Source organism: Serratia marcescens (assembly GCF_029846115.1).
Taxonomy (GTDB): Bacteria; Pseudomonadota; Gammaproteobacteria; order Enterobacterales; family Enterobacteriaceae; genus Serratia; species Serratia marcescens_L.
The window spans coordinates 530,978-548,041 of sequence record NZ_JARVZZ010000001.1 but is presented as its reverse complement, the minus strand read 5'-3'; the positions used below and the strand labels follow the sequence as shown (position 1 = coordinate 548,041).

Genomic DNA, 17,064 nt, shown 5'->3' with positions numbered 1-17,064 from the left:
AGATGGCTAAGCAACCAGGATTAGATTTTCAAAGTGCTAAAGGCGGGCTCGGCGAGCTGAAGCGCAGACTTTTGTTTGTAATCGGCGCGCTGATTGTCTTCCGTATCGGCTCTTTCATTCCGATTCCTGGTATCGATGCCACTGTGCTTGCCAAATTGCTTGAGCAGCAGAGAGGCACTATCATTGAAATGTTTAACATGTTCTCTGGTGGTGCCCTCAGCCGTGCTTCTATCTTTGCTCTGGGGATCATGCCGTATATCTCGGCGTCGATCATTATCCAGTTGCTGACGGTGGTTCATCCAGCGTTGGCGGAAATCAAGAAAGAAGGGGAGGCTGGCCGTCGCAAGATTAGCCAGTACACCCGTTACGGTACGCTGGTATTGGCCATATTCCAGTCGATCGGTATTGCTACCGGTCTGCCGAATATGCCTGGTATGCAGGGCCTGGTGTTAAACCCAGGCTTTGCATTCTACTTTACTGCGGTTGTGAGCCTGGTAACCGGGACAATGTTCCTGATGTGGCTGGGTGAGCAGATTACTGAGCGCGGTATCGGTAACGGTATCTCGATCATTATCTTCGCGGGTATTGTAGCGGGGCTCCCGCCGGCAGTGGCCCATACTATCGAGCAAGCGCGGCAAGGCGACCTGCACTTCCTCCTGCTGCTGTTGGTTGCAGTATTGGTGTTTGCAGTAACCTTCTTCGTTGTTTTCATCGAGCGTGGTCAACGTCGTATCGTCGTTAACTATGCGAAGCGTCAACAAGGTCGTCGTGTTTATGCAGCACAGAGTACACATTTACCGTTGAAAGTGAACATGGCGGGTGTTATCCCGGCGATTTTCGCTTCCAGCATTATTCTGTTCCCGGCCACGATTGCATCATGGTTTGGGGGCGGTACCGGTTGGAACTGGCTGACTACGATTTCGCTGTATTTGCAGCCAGGGCAACCGCTTTATGTGTTACTCTATGCGTCTGCAATCATCTTCTTCTGTTTCTTCTACACGGCGTTGGTCTTCAACCCGCGTGAGACAGCAGATAACCTGAAGAAGTCCGGTGCCTTCGTACCAGGAATTCGTCCGGGAGAGCAAACGGCGAAGTATATCGATAAAGTAATGACGCGTTTAACCCTGGTGGGCGCGATGTACATTACTTTCATCTGCCTGATCCCGGAGTTCATGCGTGATGCAATGAAAGTACCATTCTACTTTGGTGGTACCTCGCTACTGATCGTGGTTGTCGTCATCATGGACTTTATGGCTCAAGTGCAAACTCTGATGATGTCAAGTCAGTACGAGTCTGCATTGAAGAAAGCAAATCTGAAAGGCTATAACCGCTAGTCAGATTCGTTTGAGAAGTTACGGAGAGTAAAAATGAAAGTTCGTGCTTCCGTCAAGAAATTATGTCGTAACTGCAAAATCGTTAAGCGTAACGGTGTCGTTCGTGTGATTTGCAGCGCCGAGCCGAAGCATAAACAGCGTCAAGGCTGATTATCTCGCATATTTTTCTTGCAAAGTTGGGTTGAGCTGGCTAGATTAGCCAGCCAATCTTTTGTATGTCGCACTGCAACACTATTTGAGTATCCTGAAAACGGGCTTTTCAGAATGGTGTTGCTGTATAAAATAGTAGGAGTGCATAGTGGCCCGTATAGCAGGCATTAACATTCCTGATCATAAACATACCGTTATCGCCTTAACGTCGATCTTCGGTATCGGTAAAACCCGTTCACAGGCTATCTGTGCATCCACGGGTATTGCTGAAAATGTTAAGATCAGTGAGCTGTCTGAAGAGCAAATCGAAAAGCTTCGTGATGCAGTTGCCAAATACACCGTCGAGGGTGATTTGCGTCGTGAAATTACCCTGAGCATCAAGCGTCTTATGGACCTTGGTTGCTATCGTGGTTTGCGTCATCGTCGTGGTCTGCCGGTACGCGGTCAGCGCACCAAGACCAACGCTCGTACCCGTAAGGGTCCGCGCAAGCCGATCAAGAAATAATCGGGGTTATTGAATAATGGCAAAGGCACCTGTTCGTACACGTAAGCGTGTAAGAAAGCAAGTCTCTGACGGCGTGGCTCATATCCATGCTTCTTTCAACAACACCATCGTTACCATCACTGATCGTCAGGGTAATGCTTTGGGTTGGGCAACAGCCGGTGGTTCCGGTTTCCGTGGTTCTCGTAAGTCCACTCCGTTCGCAGCACAGGTTGCAGCAGAACGTTGTGCTGACGCAGTAAAAGAATACGGTATCAAGAACCTGGAAGTTATGGTTAAAGGACCTGGTCCTGGTCGTGAGTCTACTATCCGCGCTCTGAACGCGGCTGGTTTCCGCATCACTAATATTACTGATGTGACTCCGATCCCTCATAACGGTTGTCGTCCGCCGAAAAAGCGCCGCGTGTAACGCAGCTTTTAGGATTGTTGGAGAAAGAAAATGGCAAGATATTTGGGTCCTAAGCTCAAGCTGAGCCGTCGTGAGGGCACAGACCTGTTCCTTAAGTCTGGCGTTCGCGCGATCGATTCCAAGTGTAAAATTGAACAAGCACCTGGTCAGCACGGTGCGCGTAAACCGCGTCTGTCTGATTACGGTGTTCAGTTGCGTGAGAAGCAGAAAGTTCGCCGTATGTACGGCATTCTGGAGCGTCAATTCCGTAACTATTACAAAGAAGCAACCCGCCTGAAGGGCAACACCGGTGAAAACCTGTTGCAGCTGCTGGAAGGTCGTCTGGACAACGTTGTTTACCGTATGGGCTTCGGCGCTACTCGTGCAGAGTCACGTCAGCTGGTTAGCCACAAAGCAGTTATGGTAAACGGTCACGTTGTTAACATCGCTTCTTATCAGGTATCTCCGAATGACGTAGTCAGCATCCGCGAGAAAGCTAAAAAGCAGTCTCGTGTTAAAGCTTCTCTGGAGCTGGCTGAGCAGCGTGAAAAGCCGACTTGGCTGGAAGTTGATGCTGCTAAGATGGAAGGCGTGTTCAAGCGTATGCCTGAACGTACCGATCTGTCTGCGGACATTAACGAACACCTGATCGTCGAGCTTTACTCCAAGTAAAGCTTAGTACCAAAGAGAGGACACAATGCAGGGTTCTGTGACAGAGTTTCTAAAACCGCGCCTGGTAGATATCGAGCAAGTCAGTTCGACGCACGCCAAGGTGACCCTTGAGCCTTTAGAGCGTGGCTTTGGCCATACTCTTGGCAACGCACTGCGCCGTATTCTGCTTTCATCTATGCCGGGTTGCGCGGTGACCGAGGTTGAGATTGATGGTGTACTGCATGAGTACAGCACCAAAGAAGGCGTACAGGAAGATATCCTGGAGATCCTGCTCAACCTGAAAGGGCTGGCGGTGAGAGTTCAAGGCAAAGACGAAGTTATTCTTACCCTGAATAAATCTGGCATTGGCCCTGTGACCGCTGCCGACATCACCCATGATGGTGATGTCGAAATCGTCAAGCCTCAGCACGTGATTTGCCACCTGACTGATGAGAACGCGGCTATCAGCATGCGTATCAAAGTTCAGCGCGGTCGCGGTTATGTGCCGGCTTCTGCCCGAATTCATTCGGAAGAAGATGAGCGCCCAATCGGTCGTCTGTTGGTTGACGCCTGCTACAGCCCTGTAGAGCGTATCGCCTACAATGTTGAAGCTGCGCGTGTAGAACAGCGTACTGACTTGGATAAGCTGGTCATCGAGATGGAGACTAATGGCACGATCGATCCTGAAGAGGCGATCCGCCGTGCGGCCACCATTCTGGCTGAACAACTTGAAGCTTTCGTTGACCTGCGTGATGTACGTCAACCGGAAGTTAAAGAAGAGAAACCAGAGTTCGATCCGATCTTGCTGCGCCCTGTTGACGATCTGGAATTGACTGTCCGCTCTGCTAACTGCCTCAAGGCAGAAGCTATCCACTACATCGGTGATCTGGTACAGCGTACCGAGGTTGAGTTGCTGAAAACGCCAAACCTGGGTAAAAAATCTCTTACCGAGATTAAAGACGTGCTGGCCTCACGTGGTCTGTCTCTGGGCATGCGCCTGGAAAACTGGCCGCCGGCAAGCATTGCTGACGAGTAACCGGATCACAGGTTAAGGTTTTACTGAGAAGGATAAGGTCATGCGCCATCGTAAGAGTGGTCGTCAACTGAACCGTAACAGCAGCCATCGCCAGGCTATGTTCCGTAACATGGCCGGCTCTTTGGTTCGTCATGAGATCATCAAGACGACCCTGCCAAAAGCAAAAGAGCTGCGTCGCGTTGTTGAGCCGCTGATTACTCTTGCCAAGACCGACAGCGTAGCTAATCGTCGTCTGGCATTCGCCCGTACTCGTGATAACGAGATCGTGGCAAAACTGTTTAACGAGCTGGGCCCGCGTTTCGCGAGCCGTGCCGGTGGTTACACTCGCATTCTGAAGTGTGGCTTCCGCGCAGGCGACAACGCGCCGATGGCATACATCGAGCTGGTTGATCGTGCTGAGTCTCAAGCAGAAGTAGCAACTGCAGAGTAATCTGTAGACGCGTAAAAAAACCGGGCTTGCCCGGTTTTTTTACGTCCAAACCTAGCCGAATGTGCGTAATTCTCCCGCTGCGCTTAAGATCCCCGCCCCTATCCGCTATGCTAAGGCTTCATCATTAGGCTTACCGAGGTTGTCTGTCATGGGGTTGCTCGATCAATGGGCGGAACGCCATATCCTTGATGCCCAGGATAAAGGCGAGTTCGACAATCTGCCCGGACAGGGCCAACCGTTGGCGCTGGAAGATGACAGCGCAGTGCCGGCTGAGCTGCGCGCCGGTTACCGTCTGCTGAAGAATGCCGGTTACCTGCCACCGGCACTGGAAGATCGCAAAGAGGCATTGACCGTTGCTCGCTTGCTGCAAGGGATTAACGGTGAGCATCCGGATTATGTCGAACTCAGCAAACGCATGGCGCTGCTGGAGCACCGGTTGCGCCAGGCTGGGATGAGCACGGATTTCTTACATGGTGAATATCAGCGTGCATTGGACGGCAAATTTACCCGAGAGGAGAAGTAATGTTCAAGATAGGTCAGTTGGCCAAACTCGCCGAAGTGACGCCGGATACCGTGCGTTACTATGAAAAGCAGGGCATGATGGATCACAATGTCCGCACCGAAGGTGGCTATCGGCTGTACACCGAGCAGGATCTGCAGAGGCTGCGCTTCATTCGCTATGCTAAGCAACTGGGGTTTACTCTGGAAACGATCGCCGAGCTGCTGTCGATCCGCGTCGATCCTGAGCATCATACCTGTCAGGAGTCGAAGTCTATCGTCGATGCGCGCCTGAGCGAAGTGGAAAGCAAGTTGGCGGAGCTGACTCGTATGCGTGAATCGCTGAAGCGGCTGAGTGATGCCTGCTGCGGTACTGCCCATACCAGCAATTATTGTTCTATTCTGGAAGCCTTAGAACAGGGCGCCAGCGATGAAAAAGGTAAAAAAGGTTGTTGACGGCACTTTAATTTTTATACCGCCGGCAGTATTATCGCCCCGTTTTATCACCACACCTTTTACAGGAGCATTATCATGACGAAATATCGTCACACTAAAGGTCAGATACAAGATAACGCCATTGAGGCGCTGCTGCATGATCCGCTATTCCGTCAAAGAGTAGAAAAGAATGTGAAAGGCAAAGGCAGCTATCGGCGTAAAGAAAAACACAACAAAGGCGGTAACTGGGAGGCCAGTGGTAAACTATCAAACGATAAGTTACCACTGGCCTTCTGGTTTTAAGGCATTAAAAAAGCCACCGTCGTCAGGTGGCTTTTTATTGGCATAACCAAACGCTGTTTTACAGTTTTGGCTGCTGTTGCTGGCTCAGCAGGTCACGGATTTCCGTCAGCAGTTTCTCTTCTGCAGTAGGTGCTGGCGGCGCTGCCGGTGCTTCTTCCTGCTTGCGGCGCATTTTGTTCATCAATTTAATCGCCAGGAAGATGGCGAAGGCGACAATCACGAAATCGAATACGGTTTGAATGAATGAACCGTAGTTCATTACCACCGCCGGGACGGCGCCCTGAGCTTCACGTAATACCAGATGGAACTGTTTAAAGTCGACGCCGCCGATCAGCAAGCCCAGAGGTGGCATGATGATATCGGCCACGAAGGACGAAACAATCTTGCCGAATGCAGCACCGATAATCACACCGACGGCCAAATCGACCACGTTGCCACGCATGGCAAATTCGCGAAACTCTTTCAACATACTCATAGAACGCACCCCTTGCAGAATTAATAACTCAAGTTTAACAAAGCAATTTCCCTTTGCCACAAAAGGAGAGAAGTTTTATCTCCCCCCAAGGCAGAGAACAACTACGCGATTATAGACCATCGCCTAATAAATTCGTTCTACAAGAAGAACGGGCTCGGTTGGAACAAGCGTTCAACGTCCGGCACGAATTTCTTGTCGGTAATAAACATGATGACGTGATCGCCCTGTTCGATTTTGCTATTGCCGTTGGCGATGATCACATCGTCGCCACGCACGATCGCACCGATGGTGGTACCCGGTGGCAACTTGATGTCTTCGACGATGCGGCCGACCACTTTGGACGTGCTTTCATCGCCGTGGGCAATCGCCTCGATCGCTTCCGCCACGCCGCGGCGCAGCGACGACACGCTGACGATATCCGCTTTGCGCACGTGCCCCAACAGGGCGGAGATGGTCGCCTGTTGCGGTGAAATGGCGATATCGATCACGCTGCCCTGCACCAAATCGACATAGGCGCGGCGTTGGATCAATACCATCACCTTCTTGGCGCCCATGCGCTTGGCCAGCATGGCCGACATGATGTTGGCCTCATCGTCGTTGGTGATGGCGATGAAGACATCCACCTGCTCGACGTGCTCTTCGGCCAGCAGTTCTTGATCGGAGGCATCGCCATAGAACACGATGGTATCGTGCAGCTGCTCGGCCAGTTCGGCGGCGCGTTGCTGGTTCCGCTCGATCAGTTTGACGTTGTAGTCTTTTTCCAACCTGGCGGCTAGGCCTGCGCCGACGTTGCCGCCGCCGACGATCATGATGCGCTTATACGGTTTTTCCAGCCGCTGCAGTTCGCTCATCACCGCACGGATGTGCTGTGAGGCTGCGACGAAGAAGACTTCATCACCGGCTTCGATAATGGTCGAGCCTTGCGGCCTGATCGGTCTGTCCTGGCGGAAAATCGCGGCGACGCGGGTGTCGATATGCGGCATGTGTTCGCGCATCGAAGAGAGCGCATTGCCGACCAGCGGGCCGCCGTAATAGGCTTTAACCGCGGCGATGCTGACCTTGCCTTCGGCAAAATTGACTACCTGCAGCGCACCGGGGTATTCAATCAGCTTGTAGATATAGTCGATGACCAACTGCTCCGGTGAAATCAGATGGTCGATCGGCACCGCTTCCGGCAGGAACAGTTTCTCCGACTCGCGGATATATTCCGGCGCGCGGATACGGGCGATACGGTTGGGGGTATTAAACAGAGAATAGGCGATCTGGCAGGCGATCATGTTGGTTTCGTCGGAGTTGGTGACGGCGACCAGCATGTCGGCGTCTTCCGCGCCGGCTTCGCGCAGCACCCTAGGGTGAGAGCCGTGTCCCTGAACCACCCGCAGATCGAATTTATCCTGCAGCTGACGCAGACGACCGGAATCGGTATCGACGACGGTGATATCGTTGTTTTCACCCACCAGGTTTTCCGCCAGTGTCCCGCCAACCTGACCGGCACCAAGAATAATTATTTTCATTGTGTTCTCTGCTTCACACTGAAAGACTTAGGGCGCGCATGCACGCCCCGAAGCATTACATTTTAATCAGCTTAGCGTAAAAGAAGCCATCGCCGTCCTCGGGATGCGGGATATTCTGCCGCCCCGGCCGCTGCGCATCGCCGGTTTCAACCAGCTTGGCATCGGCGTGGCGCTGCAAGAACGCGGCGATCTGGCCGCTGTTTTCATCCGGCAGGATAGAGCAGGTGGCGTAAACCATCACGCCGCCCGATTTCAGATGGGGCCAGACGGCTTCCAGGATGTCGGCCTGCAGCGCGGCGAGTTCGGCGATGTCGCGATCGCGGCGTAGCCATTTGATGTCGGGGTGACGGCGGATCACGCCGGTGGCGGAACAAGGCGCGTCCAGCAGGATCCGGTCGAACTGCTTGTCACCGCACCATTGCTGCGGGGTGCGGCCATCGCCCAGTTTAACCTCGGCATGCAAACGCAGGCGCTGCAGGTTTTCCTTCACCCGCGCCAGGCGCTGTTCGTCGATATCGACCGCCATGACGTGCGCTTTCGGTGCCGCTTCCAGTATATGCGTGGTTTTGCCGCCAGGCGCGGCGCACAAATCGAGGATCTGTTCACCGTCTTGCGGATCCAATAGATCGACACAGCCCTGGGCTGAGGCATCTTGCACGGTGACCCAGCCGTCGGCGAACCCAGGCAGATCGGTCACGGCGCAAGGCGCCAGCAACCGCACTGCATCGGCATAGTCTGAATGAGGCTCTGCGGCGATACCGGCGTCGGTCAACAACTGCAGATAAGCTTCGCGGGTGTGATGCAGGCGGTTGACGCGCAGCCACATCGGTGGCTTCTGGTTATTGGCATCGACGATCTGTTCCCAGTGGGCGGGATAGGCTTGTTGAATGCGTTTCAGTAACCAGCTCGGGTGCAGATAGCGGCTGTCATTGTTGGCGGCGCGCTGCAGCAGCTCTTCCTGCTGGCGCTGGAATTGCCGCAAGACGCCGTTAATCAGGCCTTTCAACTGCGGACGTTTCAGCGCCACCGCGCCTTCCACGGTTTCGGCCAATACAGCGTGCGCCGGGATACGGGTATACAGCAGCTGATACAGGCCGACCATCAGCAGATAGTGCAGCGTACGCTGTTTGCCGGTCAGCGGCTTGGTCATCAATTGTTGAATGCACCATTCGAGCTGCGGCAGCACGCGCAACGTGCCGAAACACAGTTCCTGTAACAACCCGCGATCTTTATCGCTGATGGCGGCTTGGAGCGCCGGCAGGACAGTGCTGAGTGACTGCCCTTGATCCAGCACCTGACCGATGGCTTTGGCAGCGATGCTGCGGAGATTGTAATTATTTTTCATAGGCTGAAGCTGATAACGATCGGCATTAAGAAAATAACGGCCCGGCGATGAACGGCCGGGCAGTGGGGTGACTTACAGCCGGTTACCCGGGGCAAACCATTCACGACGTGAATTTAAAAGGTCTTGCGCCGACATCGGTTTCTTGCCGGCGGGCTGCAGTTGGATCAGATTGAGGATGCCGTCGGCGGTTGCCACCTGAATGCCGTGTTTGTCGGCATGGACAACGGTGCCTGGCTCCGCATTGGCACTTTGCGCCAGTACGCTGGCTTGCCATACTTTCACCGGTTGATCGTCGATGGTGAAGTAACTGATCGGCCAAGGATTGAAGGCGCGGATGCAGCGCTCCAGCTGGGCTGCGGACAGATTCCAGTCCAGGCGGGCTTCTTCTTTGCTCAGTTTCTCGGCGTAAGTGACCAGCGCTTCGTCCTGCACTTCGCGGGTGGCACTGCCGTCTGCCATTTGGCGCAGCGTAGTCAGCATGCCCTGTGGGCCGAGCTGTGCCAGCTTGTCGTACAGACTGGCGCTGGTATCGCTGCTCTCAATCGGGCAGGCAATCTTGTGCATCATGTCGCCGGTATCGAGACCGACGTCCATCTGCATGATGGTCACGCCGGTTTCGCTGTCGCCGGCCCAGAGCGAACGCTGGATCGGTGCCGCGCCGCGCCAGCGAGGCAGCAGCGAGCCATGTACGTTGATGCAACCGAGACGCGGCATATCCAGCACCGCCTGCGGCAGGATCAGCCCGTAGGCAACCACCACCATCACGTCGGCGTTGAGATCGGCCACCAGGCGTTGGTTCTCTTCGGGGCGCAGCGATTTGGGCTGAAATACCGGCAGTTGGTGTTGCTCGGCCAGCACTTTGACTGGGCTTGGCGTCAGCTTGTTGCCGCGGCCCGCCGGGCGGTCGGGCTGGGTAAAAACGCCGACAATCTGGTGCTCAGATGACAACAGCGCGTCAAGATGACGCGCTGCGAAGTCTGGTGTTCCGGCGAAAATAATCCGTAAAGAATCAGACACGTTGATTTCCTGATCGGTTAGGCGCGGGCTTGAAGCTTGGCCATTTTTTCCAGTTTCTGACGAATGCGCTGACGCTTGAGCGGCGACAGGTAATCGACGAACAGTTTACCCATCAGGTGATCCATCTCGTGCTGAATGCAGATCGCCAACAGATCGTCCGCTTCCAGTTCGAAAGGTTTGCCTTCGCGATCCAGCGCGCGGATCTTCACCTGCGCGGCACGGGGTACCAACGCACGCTGCTCGGGAATGGAAAGACAGCCTTCCTCGATGCCGGTTTCGCCGCTCTTTTCCAGCAATTCCGGGTTGATCAGCACCAGGCGCTGATCGCGATTCTCGGAGACGTCGATCACGATAATGCGCTGATGGATATCCACCTGAGTCGCAGCCAGGCCAATACCTTCCTCTGCGTACATGGTTTCAAACATATCATCCACGATGCGCTGGATATCTGCATTGACTTCTTTTACCGGCGCCGCGACTTTGCGCAGACGCTCGTCTGGGAAATGTAATACCTGCAAGACTGACATATATCTTTAGATCTGTATCCGAGTAATGAACGAGGTTTAACCTCTATTCTAGACATTTCCCGGCCTGATTGACAGCATTGCGCACCAATTGCTCGGATTGGTAATACCACCGTTTTTGCTGAGGGAACAGACGATGCGGCCGGAAGAGATCGCTTTACGGATGCGAGGGGTAACGGGGCTGCAGACCGTCGTGGCCAGCCGGATCGTGCGGCAGCTATCGCAAATGGGGAACGAGCCTCGCCGCGTGCTGCATGAGCTGGGGTTGAACGAACGGCAGCAGACGCAGTTCAACCAGCTGGATCCCGGTTATTTGGCCGCGACTCTGCGTTGGCTGGAGGAGCCGGCGCACCGTATGCTGAACTATGGGGCTGCCGGCTATCCCGAACGTCTGGCCCAGATCGACGATGCACCGCTGTTTCTGCTGATCGAGGGCGATCCTCAGGCGTTGCTGCGCCCGCAGCTCGCCATGGTTGGCAGCCGGCAGTTCAGCCACTACGGCGAGCGTTGGGCCAATTATTTCGCCGAGGAATTGGCGCGTTGCGGTTTCACCATCACCAGCGGTTTGGCGATCGGTATCGACGGCATTTGCCATCGCGCAGCGCTGGCGGCCGGGGGTTGCACGGTAGCGGTGTTGGGCAGTGGGCTGGCCAATGTTTATCCACGCCGGCACCGCAGGCTCGCGGAGCAGATTGTCGAGCAGGGCGGCGCGGTGATTTCAGATCATTTGGTCACCGATTTGCCTCTGGCCGACCATTTTCCGCGCCGCAACCGCATTATCAGCGGGCTGAGCCAGGGCGTTCTGGTCATAGAAGCCTCGTTGCGCAGCGGTACCCTGGTGACGGCTCGCTATGCGCTGGAGCAGGGGCGTGAGGTATTCGCCTTGCCGGGGCCGTTAGGGAATCCGATGAGCGAAGGCACGCATTGGCTGATCCAACAGGGCGCGCATCTGGTGACTGGGCCGAAAGATATCGCCGAATTGCTGGGAAGCGGTCTTCAATGGCTGCCACTGAACGAAAATACAACTATTTGTGCGTCGCAGGCTGAAGTTGAATTGCCATTTGCCGATGTGTTGGCTAACGTAGGAGATGAGGTGACACCTGTTGACGTCGTCGCTGAACGTGCCGGCCAACCTGTGCCAGTGGTGGTAATCAAGTTACTCGAACTGGAGTTAGCAGGGTGGATCGCAGCTGTACCCGGCGGCTATGTCCGAATAAGGAGGGCAAGCCATGTTCGACGTACTCATGTACTTGTTTGAAACTTATATCCACAATGAACCAGAGATGCGCGTCGATCAGGATCAACTGACCGATGATCTCGCTCAGGCGGGGTTTCATCGGGATGATATCTACAACGCGTTGAATTGGCTTGAGAAGTTGGCTGACCTGCAAGAAGGTCAAAATGCGCCTTACTTTATGGATGCCGATCCGCTGGCAATGCGGATCTACACCGAAGAGGAAAGCGCGCGTTTGGACGCCGGCTGCCGTGGTTTTCTCCTGTTCCTGGAACAGATTCAGGTATTGAACCTCGAAACCCGTGAAATGGTTATCGACCGCGTTATGGCCTTGGATAATGCGGAATTCGATCTCGAAGATCTGAAATGGGTCGTGTTGATGGTGCTGTTTAATATCCCCGGATATGAAAGCGCCTATCAGCAAATGGAAGAACTGTTGTTTGAAGTGAACGAAGGTTATCTGCATTGAGCCGATAACGCGCATAGAAGACGTTATGACAAAAAACGCGATTTTTGCCGCTAGGCAAAATGAACCCTGTCCGGAATGCGGGGCTGAGCTGGTGATCCGTAGCGGTCGCCATGGCCCCTTCCTCGGCTGTTCCCAGTACCCTGAATGCCAATATATTCGCCCGCTGAAAGCGCAGGCCGATGGGCATATCGTCAAGGTGCTGGATGGGCAGCAGTGCCCGAAATGCCAGGCGACGTTGGTGCTGCGCCAGGGGCGCTATGGCATGTTTATCGGTTGCAGTGCTTATCCGCAGTGCGATCACACTGAAGTGATCGATAAGCCTGACGAAACCGCCATTACCTGCCCGCAGTGCGGTCAGGGCAAACTGCTGCAGCGCAAGTCGCGCTACGGCAAGATTTTTCATTCCTGCGATCGTTACCCTGAATGCCAATTCGCCCTCAATGTTAAACCCGTCGCCGGTGAATGTGCCTATTGCCATTATCCGCTGCTGATGGAAAAGCGCACGGCAAAAGGCCCCGTCCTGTGCTGTGCCAGCAAGCTGTGCGGAAAACCCGTCGCGACTACAGAATAATCACATCATGAACTCAGAATTAAGCCCGAACCTTGTATCTATCATCGATGCTTTGCATCAACAGCAGGTTATCGCTTATCCCACCGAAGCGGTATTCGGCCTGGGTTGCGATCCCGACAGCGAACAAGCGGTCAATGCGCTGCTGGCGTTGAAACAGCGGCCGTGGGAAAAGGGGCTGATTCTGATTGCCGCCGATTATGCACAGCTTAAGCCCTATATCGACGACAGCGCGCTCAGCGAACAGCAGCGCGCAACGATGTTTGCCAGTTGGCCAGGGCCGGTAACCTGGGTGTTGCCCGCCCGGCCGGAGACGCCGCGCTTGTTGACAGGGCGTTTCAGCTCGCTGGCGGTGCGCGTCAGCGACCATCCGTTGGTGCAGCTGCTGTGCCGGCAGTATGGCAAGCCGCTGGTGTCGACCAGCGCCAATCTCAGTGGGCTGGAGCCATGCCGCAGTACGGATGAGGTCACACGGCAATTCGGCGAAGCTTTCCCGGTATTGGCCGGCGAGGTGGGCGGCCGTCTTAATCCTTCCGAAATCAGAGATGCTTTGACCGGCGAACAGATCCGTCAGGGCTAGAGGTAATGGGCATGGAGAAATTTGCGGTATTTGGCAACCCTATCGGTCACAGCAAGTCGCCGCGAATTCATGCGCTGTTCGCTGCTCAGACCGGCATTGAGCATCCTTATGGAACAGTGCTGGCGCCGCTTGATGGTTTTGAAACCCGTCTGCAGGCGTTTATCCACGCCGGAGGGCAGGGGGCGAACGTCACGGTGCCTTTCAAAGAGCGTGCTTATGAGCTCGCCTCCGAGCTGAGTGAGCGTGCAGCGATGGCCGGGGCGGTCAATACCTTGAAGGTGTTGCCGAATGGCGGTCTATTGGGAGATAACACCGACGGCATCGGTTTGCTGACCGATCTGCAGCGTCAGCAATTGATCCGGCCGCAGGATCATATCCTGCTGGTGGGCGCCGGCGGCGCGGCGCGTGGCGTGATTCTGCCGCTGCTGTCTTTCGGCTGCCGGCTCACGATCACCAACCGCACCTTCAGCCGGGCTCAAGAGTTGGCCGACGCTTTCCGGCATCTGGGGGAGATCTCGGCGGTACCGATGGATCAACTGAATCAGCAAGCGTTCGATCTGGTGATCAACGCGACGGCGTCCGGTATCAGCGGGGAGATCCCGGCGTTGCCCGCAGGCGTGGTGAACGCGCAAACCCGTTGCTATGACATGTTCTATCAGCAGGGCGTCACGCCGTTCCTGGCCTGGGCGCAGCAGCGGGGGGCAACGGAATATGCCGATGGGTTGGGCATGCTGGTGGGGCAGGCGGCGCATGCTTTCCTGCTTTGGCACGGAGTGATGCCAGAGATCGAGCCGGTATTGCGCCAACTGCGCAGCGAACTGGCGGCATAAATCCTACCCCGTTCTCTTTCATAAGGAACGGGGTGCCCGTCAGATGTCTTCCGACAGGTATTCATCTTTCCAGCGTACATAGTTGTTAGAAGAATAAAGCAATCCCTCCAACTCGGCGGCGGTCAAAGGCCGAACCTGGCGTGCCGGGCTACCCATATAAAGATAGCCGCTGACCAGGCGTTTGCCCGGCGCCACCAAACTGCCGGCACCAATCATTACGTCGTCTTCTACTACTACACCGTCCAACAGGATCGATCCCATACCGACCAGCACCCGGTTGCCGATGGCGCAGCCGTGCAGCATCGCTTTATGGCCTACGGTCACATCTTCTCCAATCAGCAGGGGATAACCGTCGGGGTTATGTTCGGAGCGGTGAGTTACATGCAGTACGCTGCCGTCCTGAATATTGCTGCGCGCGCCAATCTTTACTGCGTTGACGTCACCGCGGATGGCGACCAGCGGCCAGATGCTGACGTCATCCGCCAGATCGACGTCGCCGATCACGACGCTGGAAGGATCGATCAAGACGCGCTGACCGAGTTTGGGGGTGTATTGAAGATAAGAACGTACTGCATCGGACATAGTGCTGCCTCACGTCGGGATCATATTTACCGGCAATACTAGACTCTGGCGATGGAATTACAACCAACGGCAGCGCCGGATCCTGCGGAAAATGGCCCTGATCGCACAAGATCCACACGGAAGGGCTGAAAAGTGTGCAAACAGAAAGAAAAGATCAAAAAAGGGGTTGTGCAAAAAACTCGGATCCCTATAATGCGCCTCCATCGACACGGCGCAAGTGATTCACTTCACACAGCGGCCGGGAAGAAAGAGAAAAAATCCTGAAAATTAGGGTTGACTCTGAAAGAGGAAGGCGTAATATACGCCACCTCGAGTTAGCAAGCGAAAGCGCCTAACTCACTGCTCTTTAACAATTTATCAGACAATCTGTGTGGGCACTCCACAAGACGATATCCAGCATCTTCGGATGCAAAAAAATATCAAGTCTTGAAGAGTGACTAACTGAAGTAAAATTCATGCAGTAAATCTTTGAGCATCGCTTCTCGAGTGGAAGCAAATCAAGCTTTTAATTGAAGAGTTTGATCATGGCTCAGATTGAACGCTGGCGGCAGGCTTAACACATGCAAGTCGAGCGGTAGCACAGGAGAGCTTGCTCTCTGGGTGACGAGCGGCGGACGGGTGAGTAATGTCTGGGAAACTGCCTGATGGAGGGGGATAACTACTGGAAACGGTAGCTAATACCGCATAACGTCGCAAGACCAAAGAGGGGGACCTTCGGGCCTCTTGCCATCAGATGTGCCCAGATGGGATTAGCTAGTAGGTGGGGTAATGGCTCACCTAGGCGACGATCCCTAGCTGGTCTGAGAGGATGACCAGCCACACTGGAACTGAGACACGGTCCAGACTCCTACGGGAGGCAGCAGTGGGGAATATTGCACAATGGGCGCAAGCCTGATGCAGCCATGCCGCGTGTGTGAAGAAGGCCTTCGGGTTGTAAAGCACTTTCAGCGAGGAGGAAGGTGGTGAGCTTAATACGCTCATCAATTGACGTTACTCGCAGAAGAAGCACCGGCTAACTCCGTGCCAGCAGCCGCGGTAATACGGAGGGTGCAAGCGTTAATCGGAATTACTGGGCGTAAAGCGCACGCAGGCGGTTTGTTAAGTCAGATGTGAAATCCCCGGGCTCAACCTGGGAACTGCATTTGAAACTGGCAAGCTAGAGTCTCGTAGAGGGGGGTAGAATTCCAGGTGTAGCGGTGAAATGCGTAGAGATCTGGAGGAATACCGGTGGCGAAGGCGGCCCCCTGGACGAAGACTGACGCTCAGGTGCGAAAGCGTGGGGAGCAAACAGGATTAGATACCCTGGTAGTCCACGCTGTAAACGATGTCGATTTGGAGGTTGTGCCCTTGAGGCGTGGCTTCCGGAGCTAACGCGTTAAATCGACCGCCTGGGGAGTACGGCCGCAAGGTTAAAACTCAAATGAATTGACGGGGGCCCGCACAAGCGGTGGAGCATGTGGTTTAATTCGATGCAACGCGAAGAACCTTACCTACTCTTGACATCCAGAGAACTTAGCAGAGATGCTTTGGTGCCTTCGGGAACTCTGAGACAGGTGCTGCATGGCTGTCGTCAGCTCGTGTTGTGAAATGTTGGGTTAAGTCCCGCAACGAGCGCAACCCTTATCCTTTGTTGCCAGCGGTTCGGCCGGGAACTCAAAGGAGACTGCCAGTGATAAACTGGAGGAAGGTGGGGATGACGTCAAGTCATCATGGCCCTTACGAGTAGGGCTACACACGTGCTACAATGGCATATACAAAGAGAAGCGACCTCGCGAGAGCAAGCGGACCTCATAAAGTATGTCGTAGTCCGGATTGGAGTCTGCAACTCGACTCCATGAAGTCGGAATCGCTAGTAATCGTAGATCAGAATGCTACGGTGAATACGTTCCCGGGCCTTGTACACACCGCCCGTCACACCATGGGAGTGGGTTGCAAAAGAAGTAGGTAGCTTAACCTTCGGGAGGGCGCTTACCACTTTGTGATTCATGACTGGGGTGAAGTCGTAACAAGGTAACCGTAGGGGAACCTGCGGTTGGATCACCTCCTTACCTAAAGATATTAGTTCGAGTGGCGTGCTCACACAGATTGTCTGATGAAAAAGTAATGAGCAAACAAAACCTTGTGGTATAGGTAAGTGCCGGGAGATTTGTGACTGTCCAGTGCAGTGACAAACGACAATGGCGCTCGATTTTTCACGAA

General features: G+C 54.5%; 21 protein-coding genes and 1 rRNA gene. 16 read left to right on the top strand and 6 right to left on the bottom strand.

Annotation, left to right across the window (positions count from 1 at the left end; genetic code table 11):
• Positions 1-2 precede the first annotated feature (2 nt).
• The 10 genes from secY to QDT79_RS02460 all read left to right on the top strand — a co-directional run bounded on the left by secY (position 3) and on the right by QDT79_RS02460 (position 5,727).
• Entirely contained in the window at positions 3-1,334 is a 1,332-nt protein-coding gene (gene secY, locus QDT79_RS02505; RefSeq protein WP_004929740.1) for a preprotein translocase subunit SecY, read from the top strand.
• A gap of 33 nt (positions 1,335-1,367) precedes the next feature.
• Complete coding sequence (gene rpmJ / locus QDT79_RS02500) at positions 1,368-1,484, top strand: 50S ribosomal protein L36 (protein WP_002227352.1); 117 nt, start codon at positions 1,368-1,370, stop codon at positions 1,482-1,484.
• A gap of 148 nt (positions 1,485-1,632) precedes the next feature.
• Complete coding sequence (gene rpsM, locus QDT79_RS02495) at positions 1,633-1,989, top strand: 30S ribosomal protein S13 (protein WP_004929734.1); 357 nt, start codon at positions 1,633-1,635, stop codon at positions 1,987-1,989.
• Positions 1,990-2,005: 16 nt separating this feature from the next.
• Entirely contained in the window at positions 2,006-2,395 is a 390-nt protein-coding gene (gene rpsK, locus QDT79_RS02490; RefSeq protein WP_004929731.1) for a 30S ribosomal protein S11, read from the top strand.
• 30 nt (positions 2,396-2,425) lie between these two features.
• Positions 2,426-3,046, top strand: coding sequence for a 30S ribosomal protein S4 (rpsD, locus tag QDT79_RS02485; protein ID WP_025304496.1), 621 nt, complete (start codon positions 2,426-2,428; stop codon positions 3,044-3,046).
• 25 nt (positions 3,047-3,071) lie between these two features.
• The gene (locus QDT79_RS02480) at positions 3,072-4,061 is read left to right on the top strand and encodes a DNA-directed RNA polymerase subunit alpha (protein ID WP_002919219.1); all 990 of its coding nucleotides are present in this window, start codon (positions 3,072-3,074) and stop codon (positions 4,059-4,061) included.
• A 40-nt stretch (positions 4,062-4,101) separates the two neighbouring features.
• Positions 4,102-4,491, top strand: a complete 390-nt coding sequence (gene rplQ, locus QDT79_RS02475; RefSeq protein WP_004929726.1) for a 50S ribosomal protein L17 — start codon at positions 4,102-4,104, stop codon at positions 4,489-4,491.
• A gap of 148 nt (positions 4,492-4,639) precedes the next feature.
• A complete protein-coding gene (locus QDT79_RS02470; RefSeq protein ID WP_107228118.1) occupies positions 4,640-5,014 on the top strand; it encodes a DnaJ family domain-containing protein in 375 nt (124 codons plus the stop codon).
• A complete protein-coding gene (gene zntR, locus QDT79_RS02465; RefSeq protein ID WP_033636251.1) occupies positions 5,014-5,445 on the top strand; it encodes a Zn(2+)-responsive transcriptional regulator in 432 nt (143 codons plus the stop codon). Before QDT79_RS02470 ends, zntR begins: the two co-directional genes overlap by 1 nt.
• Positions 5,446-5,520: 75 nt before the next feature.
• Positions 5,521-5,727 (top strand): alternative ribosome-rescue factor A, encoded by a 207-nt coding sequence (locus QDT79_RS02460; RefSeq protein ID WP_047729715.1) that lies wholly within the window; start codon positions 5,521-5,523, stop codon positions 5,725-5,727.
• A gap of 58 nt (positions 5,728-5,785) precedes the next feature.
• On the opposite strand, the gene mscL is transcribed toward QDT79_RS02460, so the two are convergent.
• The 5 genes from mscL to def form a co-directional block, all read right to left on the bottom strand.
• Complete coding sequence (gene mscL, locus QDT79_RS02455; RefSeq protein WP_025304493.1) at positions 5,786-6,202, bottom strand: large-conductance mechanosensitive channel protein MscL; 417 nt, start codon at positions 6,200-6,202, stop codon at positions 5,786-5,788.
• A gap of 137 nt (positions 6,203-6,339) precedes the next feature.
• The gene (gene trkA / locus QDT79_RS02450; RefSeq protein WP_063991190.1) at positions 6,340-7,716 is read right to left on the bottom strand and encodes a Trk system potassium transporter TrkA; all 1,377 of its coding nucleotides are present in this window, start codon (positions 7,714-7,716) and stop codon (positions 6,340-6,342) included.
• 55 nt (positions 7,717-7,771) lie between these two features.
• The gene (gene rsmB / locus QDT79_RS02445; RefSeq protein ID WP_308316178.1) at positions 7,772-9,061 is read right to left on the bottom strand and encodes a 16S rRNA (cytosine(967)-C(5))-methyltransferase RsmB; all 1,290 of its coding nucleotides are present in this window, start codon (positions 9,059-9,061) and stop codon (positions 7,772-7,774) included.
• 72 nt (positions 9,062-9,133) lie between these two features.
• Positions 9,134-10,078, bottom strand: a complete 945-nt coding sequence (fmt, locus tag QDT79_RS02440; RefSeq protein WP_308316177.1) for a methionyl-tRNA formyltransferase — start codon at positions 10,076-10,078, stop codon at positions 9,134-9,136.
• 17 nt (positions 10,079-10,095) lie between these two features.
• Entirely contained in the window at positions 10,096-10,605 is a 510-nt protein-coding gene (gene def, locus QDT79_RS02435) for a peptide deformylase (protein WP_015379260.1), read from the bottom strand.
• A 133-nt stretch (positions 10,606-10,738) separates the two neighbouring features.
• Here def and dprA point away from each other — a divergent pair, with 133 nt between their 5' ends.
• The 5 genes from dprA to aroE are packed head-to-tail and all read left to right on the top strand — an operon-like array spanning position 10,739 to position 14,283.
• Complete coding sequence (dprA, locus tag QDT79_RS02430) at positions 10,739-11,860, top strand: DNA-protecting protein DprA (protein ID WP_107228116.1); 1,122 nt, start codon at positions 10,739-10,741, stop codon at positions 11,858-11,860.
• Complete coding sequence (gene smg / locus QDT79_RS02425; protein ID WP_033650013.1) at positions 11,832-12,305, top strand: DUF494 family protein Smg; 474 nt, start codon at positions 11,832-11,834, stop codon at positions 12,303-12,305. The genes dprA and smg overlap by 29 nt, the downstream gene beginning before the upstream one ends.
• A 25-nt stretch (positions 12,306-12,330) precedes the next feature.
• Complete coding sequence (locus tag QDT79_RS02420) at positions 12,331-12,876, top strand: DNA topoisomerase family protein (RefSeq protein WP_063991186.1); 546 nt, start codon at positions 12,331-12,333, stop codon at positions 12,874-12,876.
• 7 nt (positions 12,877-12,883) lie between these two features.
• The gene (gene tsaC, locus QDT79_RS02415; protein ID WP_063991185.1) at positions 12,884-13,453 is read left to right on the top strand and encodes an L-threonylcarbamoyladenylate synthase type 1 TsaC; all 570 of its coding nucleotides are present in this window, start codon (positions 12,884-12,886) and stop codon (positions 13,451-13,453) included.
• Positions 13,454-13,464: 11 nt separating this feature from the next.
• Positions 13,465-14,283 carry a shikimate dehydrogenase gene (aroE, locus tag QDT79_RS02410; RefSeq protein ID WP_063991194.1) on the top strand — a complete coding sequence of 273 codons (819 nt, stop codon included), beginning with the start codon at positions 13,465-13,467 and terminating at the stop codon, positions 14,281-14,283.
• Positions 14,284-14,322: 39 nt separating this feature from the next.
• Here aroE and QDT79_RS02405 read toward each other — a convergent pair whose 3' ends face one another.
• The gene (locus tag QDT79_RS02405; protein ID WP_063991184.1) at positions 14,323-14,865 is read right to left on the bottom strand and encodes a gamma carbonic anhydrase family protein; all 543 of its coding nucleotides are present in this window, start codon (positions 14,863-14,865) and stop codon (positions 14,323-14,325) included.
• Positions 14,866-15,371: 506 nt separating this feature from the next.
• Here QDT79_RS02405 and QDT79_RS02400 point away from each other — a divergent pair.
• Positions 15,372-16,913 (top strand): 16S ribosomal RNA (locus QDT79_RS02400).
• The last annotated feature ends 151 nt before the right edge of the window (positions 16,914-17,064 follow it).

Coding starts and splice junctions, on each gene's coding strand:
- secY (WP_004929740.1), top strand. CDS start 3: ATGGCTAAGCAACCAGGATTAGATTTTCAAAGTGCTAAAGGCGGGCTC.
- rpmJ (WP_002227352.1), top strand. CDS start 1,368: ATGAAAGTTCGTGCTTCCGTCAAGAAATTATGTCGTAACTGCAAAATC.
- rpsK (WP_004929731.1), top strand. CDS start 2,006: ATGGCAAAGGCACCTGTTCGTACACGTAAGCGTGTAAGAAAGCAAGTC.
- rpsD (WP_025304496.1), top strand. CDS start 2,426: ATGGCAAGATATTTGGGTCCTAAGCTCAAGCTGAGCCGTCGTGAGGGC.
- QDT79_RS02480 (WP_002919219.1), top strand. CDS start 3,072: ATGCAGGGTTCTGTGACAGAGTTTCTAAAACCGCGCCTGGTAGATATC.
- rplQ (WP_004929726.1), top strand. CDS start 4,102: ATGCGCCATCGTAAGAGTGGTCGTCAACTGAACCGTAACAGCAGCCAT.
- QDT79_RS02470 (WP_107228118.1), top strand. CDS start 4,640: ATGGGGTTGCTCGATCAATGGGCGGAACGCCATATCCTTGATGCCCAG.
- zntR (WP_033636251.1), top strand. CDS start 5,014: ATGTTCAAGATAGGTCAGTTGGCCAAACTCGCCGAAGTGACGCCGGAT.
- QDT79_RS02460 (WP_047729715.1), top strand. CDS start 5,521: ATGACGAAATATCGTCACACTAAAGGTCAGATACAAGATAACGCCATT.
- mscL (WP_025304493.1), bottom strand. CDS start 6,202: ATGAGTATGTTGAAAGAGTTTCGCGAATTTGCCATGCGTGGCAACGTG.
- trkA (WP_063991190.1), bottom strand. CDS start 7,716: ATGAAAATAATTATTCTTGGTGCCGGTCAGGTTGGCGGGACACTGGCG.
- rsmB (WP_308316178.1), bottom strand. CDS start 9,061: ATGAAAAATAATTACAATCTCCGCAGCATCGCTGCCAAAGCCATCGGT.
- def (WP_015379260.1), bottom strand. CDS start 10,605: ATGTCAGTCTTGCAGGTATTACATTTCCCAGACGAGCGTCTGCGCAAA.
- dprA (WP_107228116.1), top strand. CDS start 10,739: ATGCGGCCGGAAGAGATCGCTTTACGGATGCGAGGGGTAACGGGGCTG.
- smg (WP_033650013.1), top strand. CDS start 11,832: ATGTTCGACGTACTCATGTACTTGTTTGAAACTTATATCCACAATGAA.
- QDT79_RS02420 (WP_063991186.1), top strand. CDS start 12,331: ATGACAAAAAACGCGATTTTTGCCGCTAGGCAAAATGAACCCTGTCCG.
- tsaC (WP_063991185.1), top strand. CDS start 12,884: ATGAACTCAGAATTAAGCCCGAACCTTGTATCTATCATCGATGCTTTG.
- aroE (WP_063991194.1), top strand. CDS start 13,465: ATGGAGAAATTTGCGGTATTTGGCAACCCTATCGGTCACAGCAAGTCG.
- QDT79_RS02405 (WP_063991184.1), bottom strand. CDS start 14,865: ATGTCCGATGCAGTACGTTCTTATCTTCAATACACCCCCAAACTCGGT.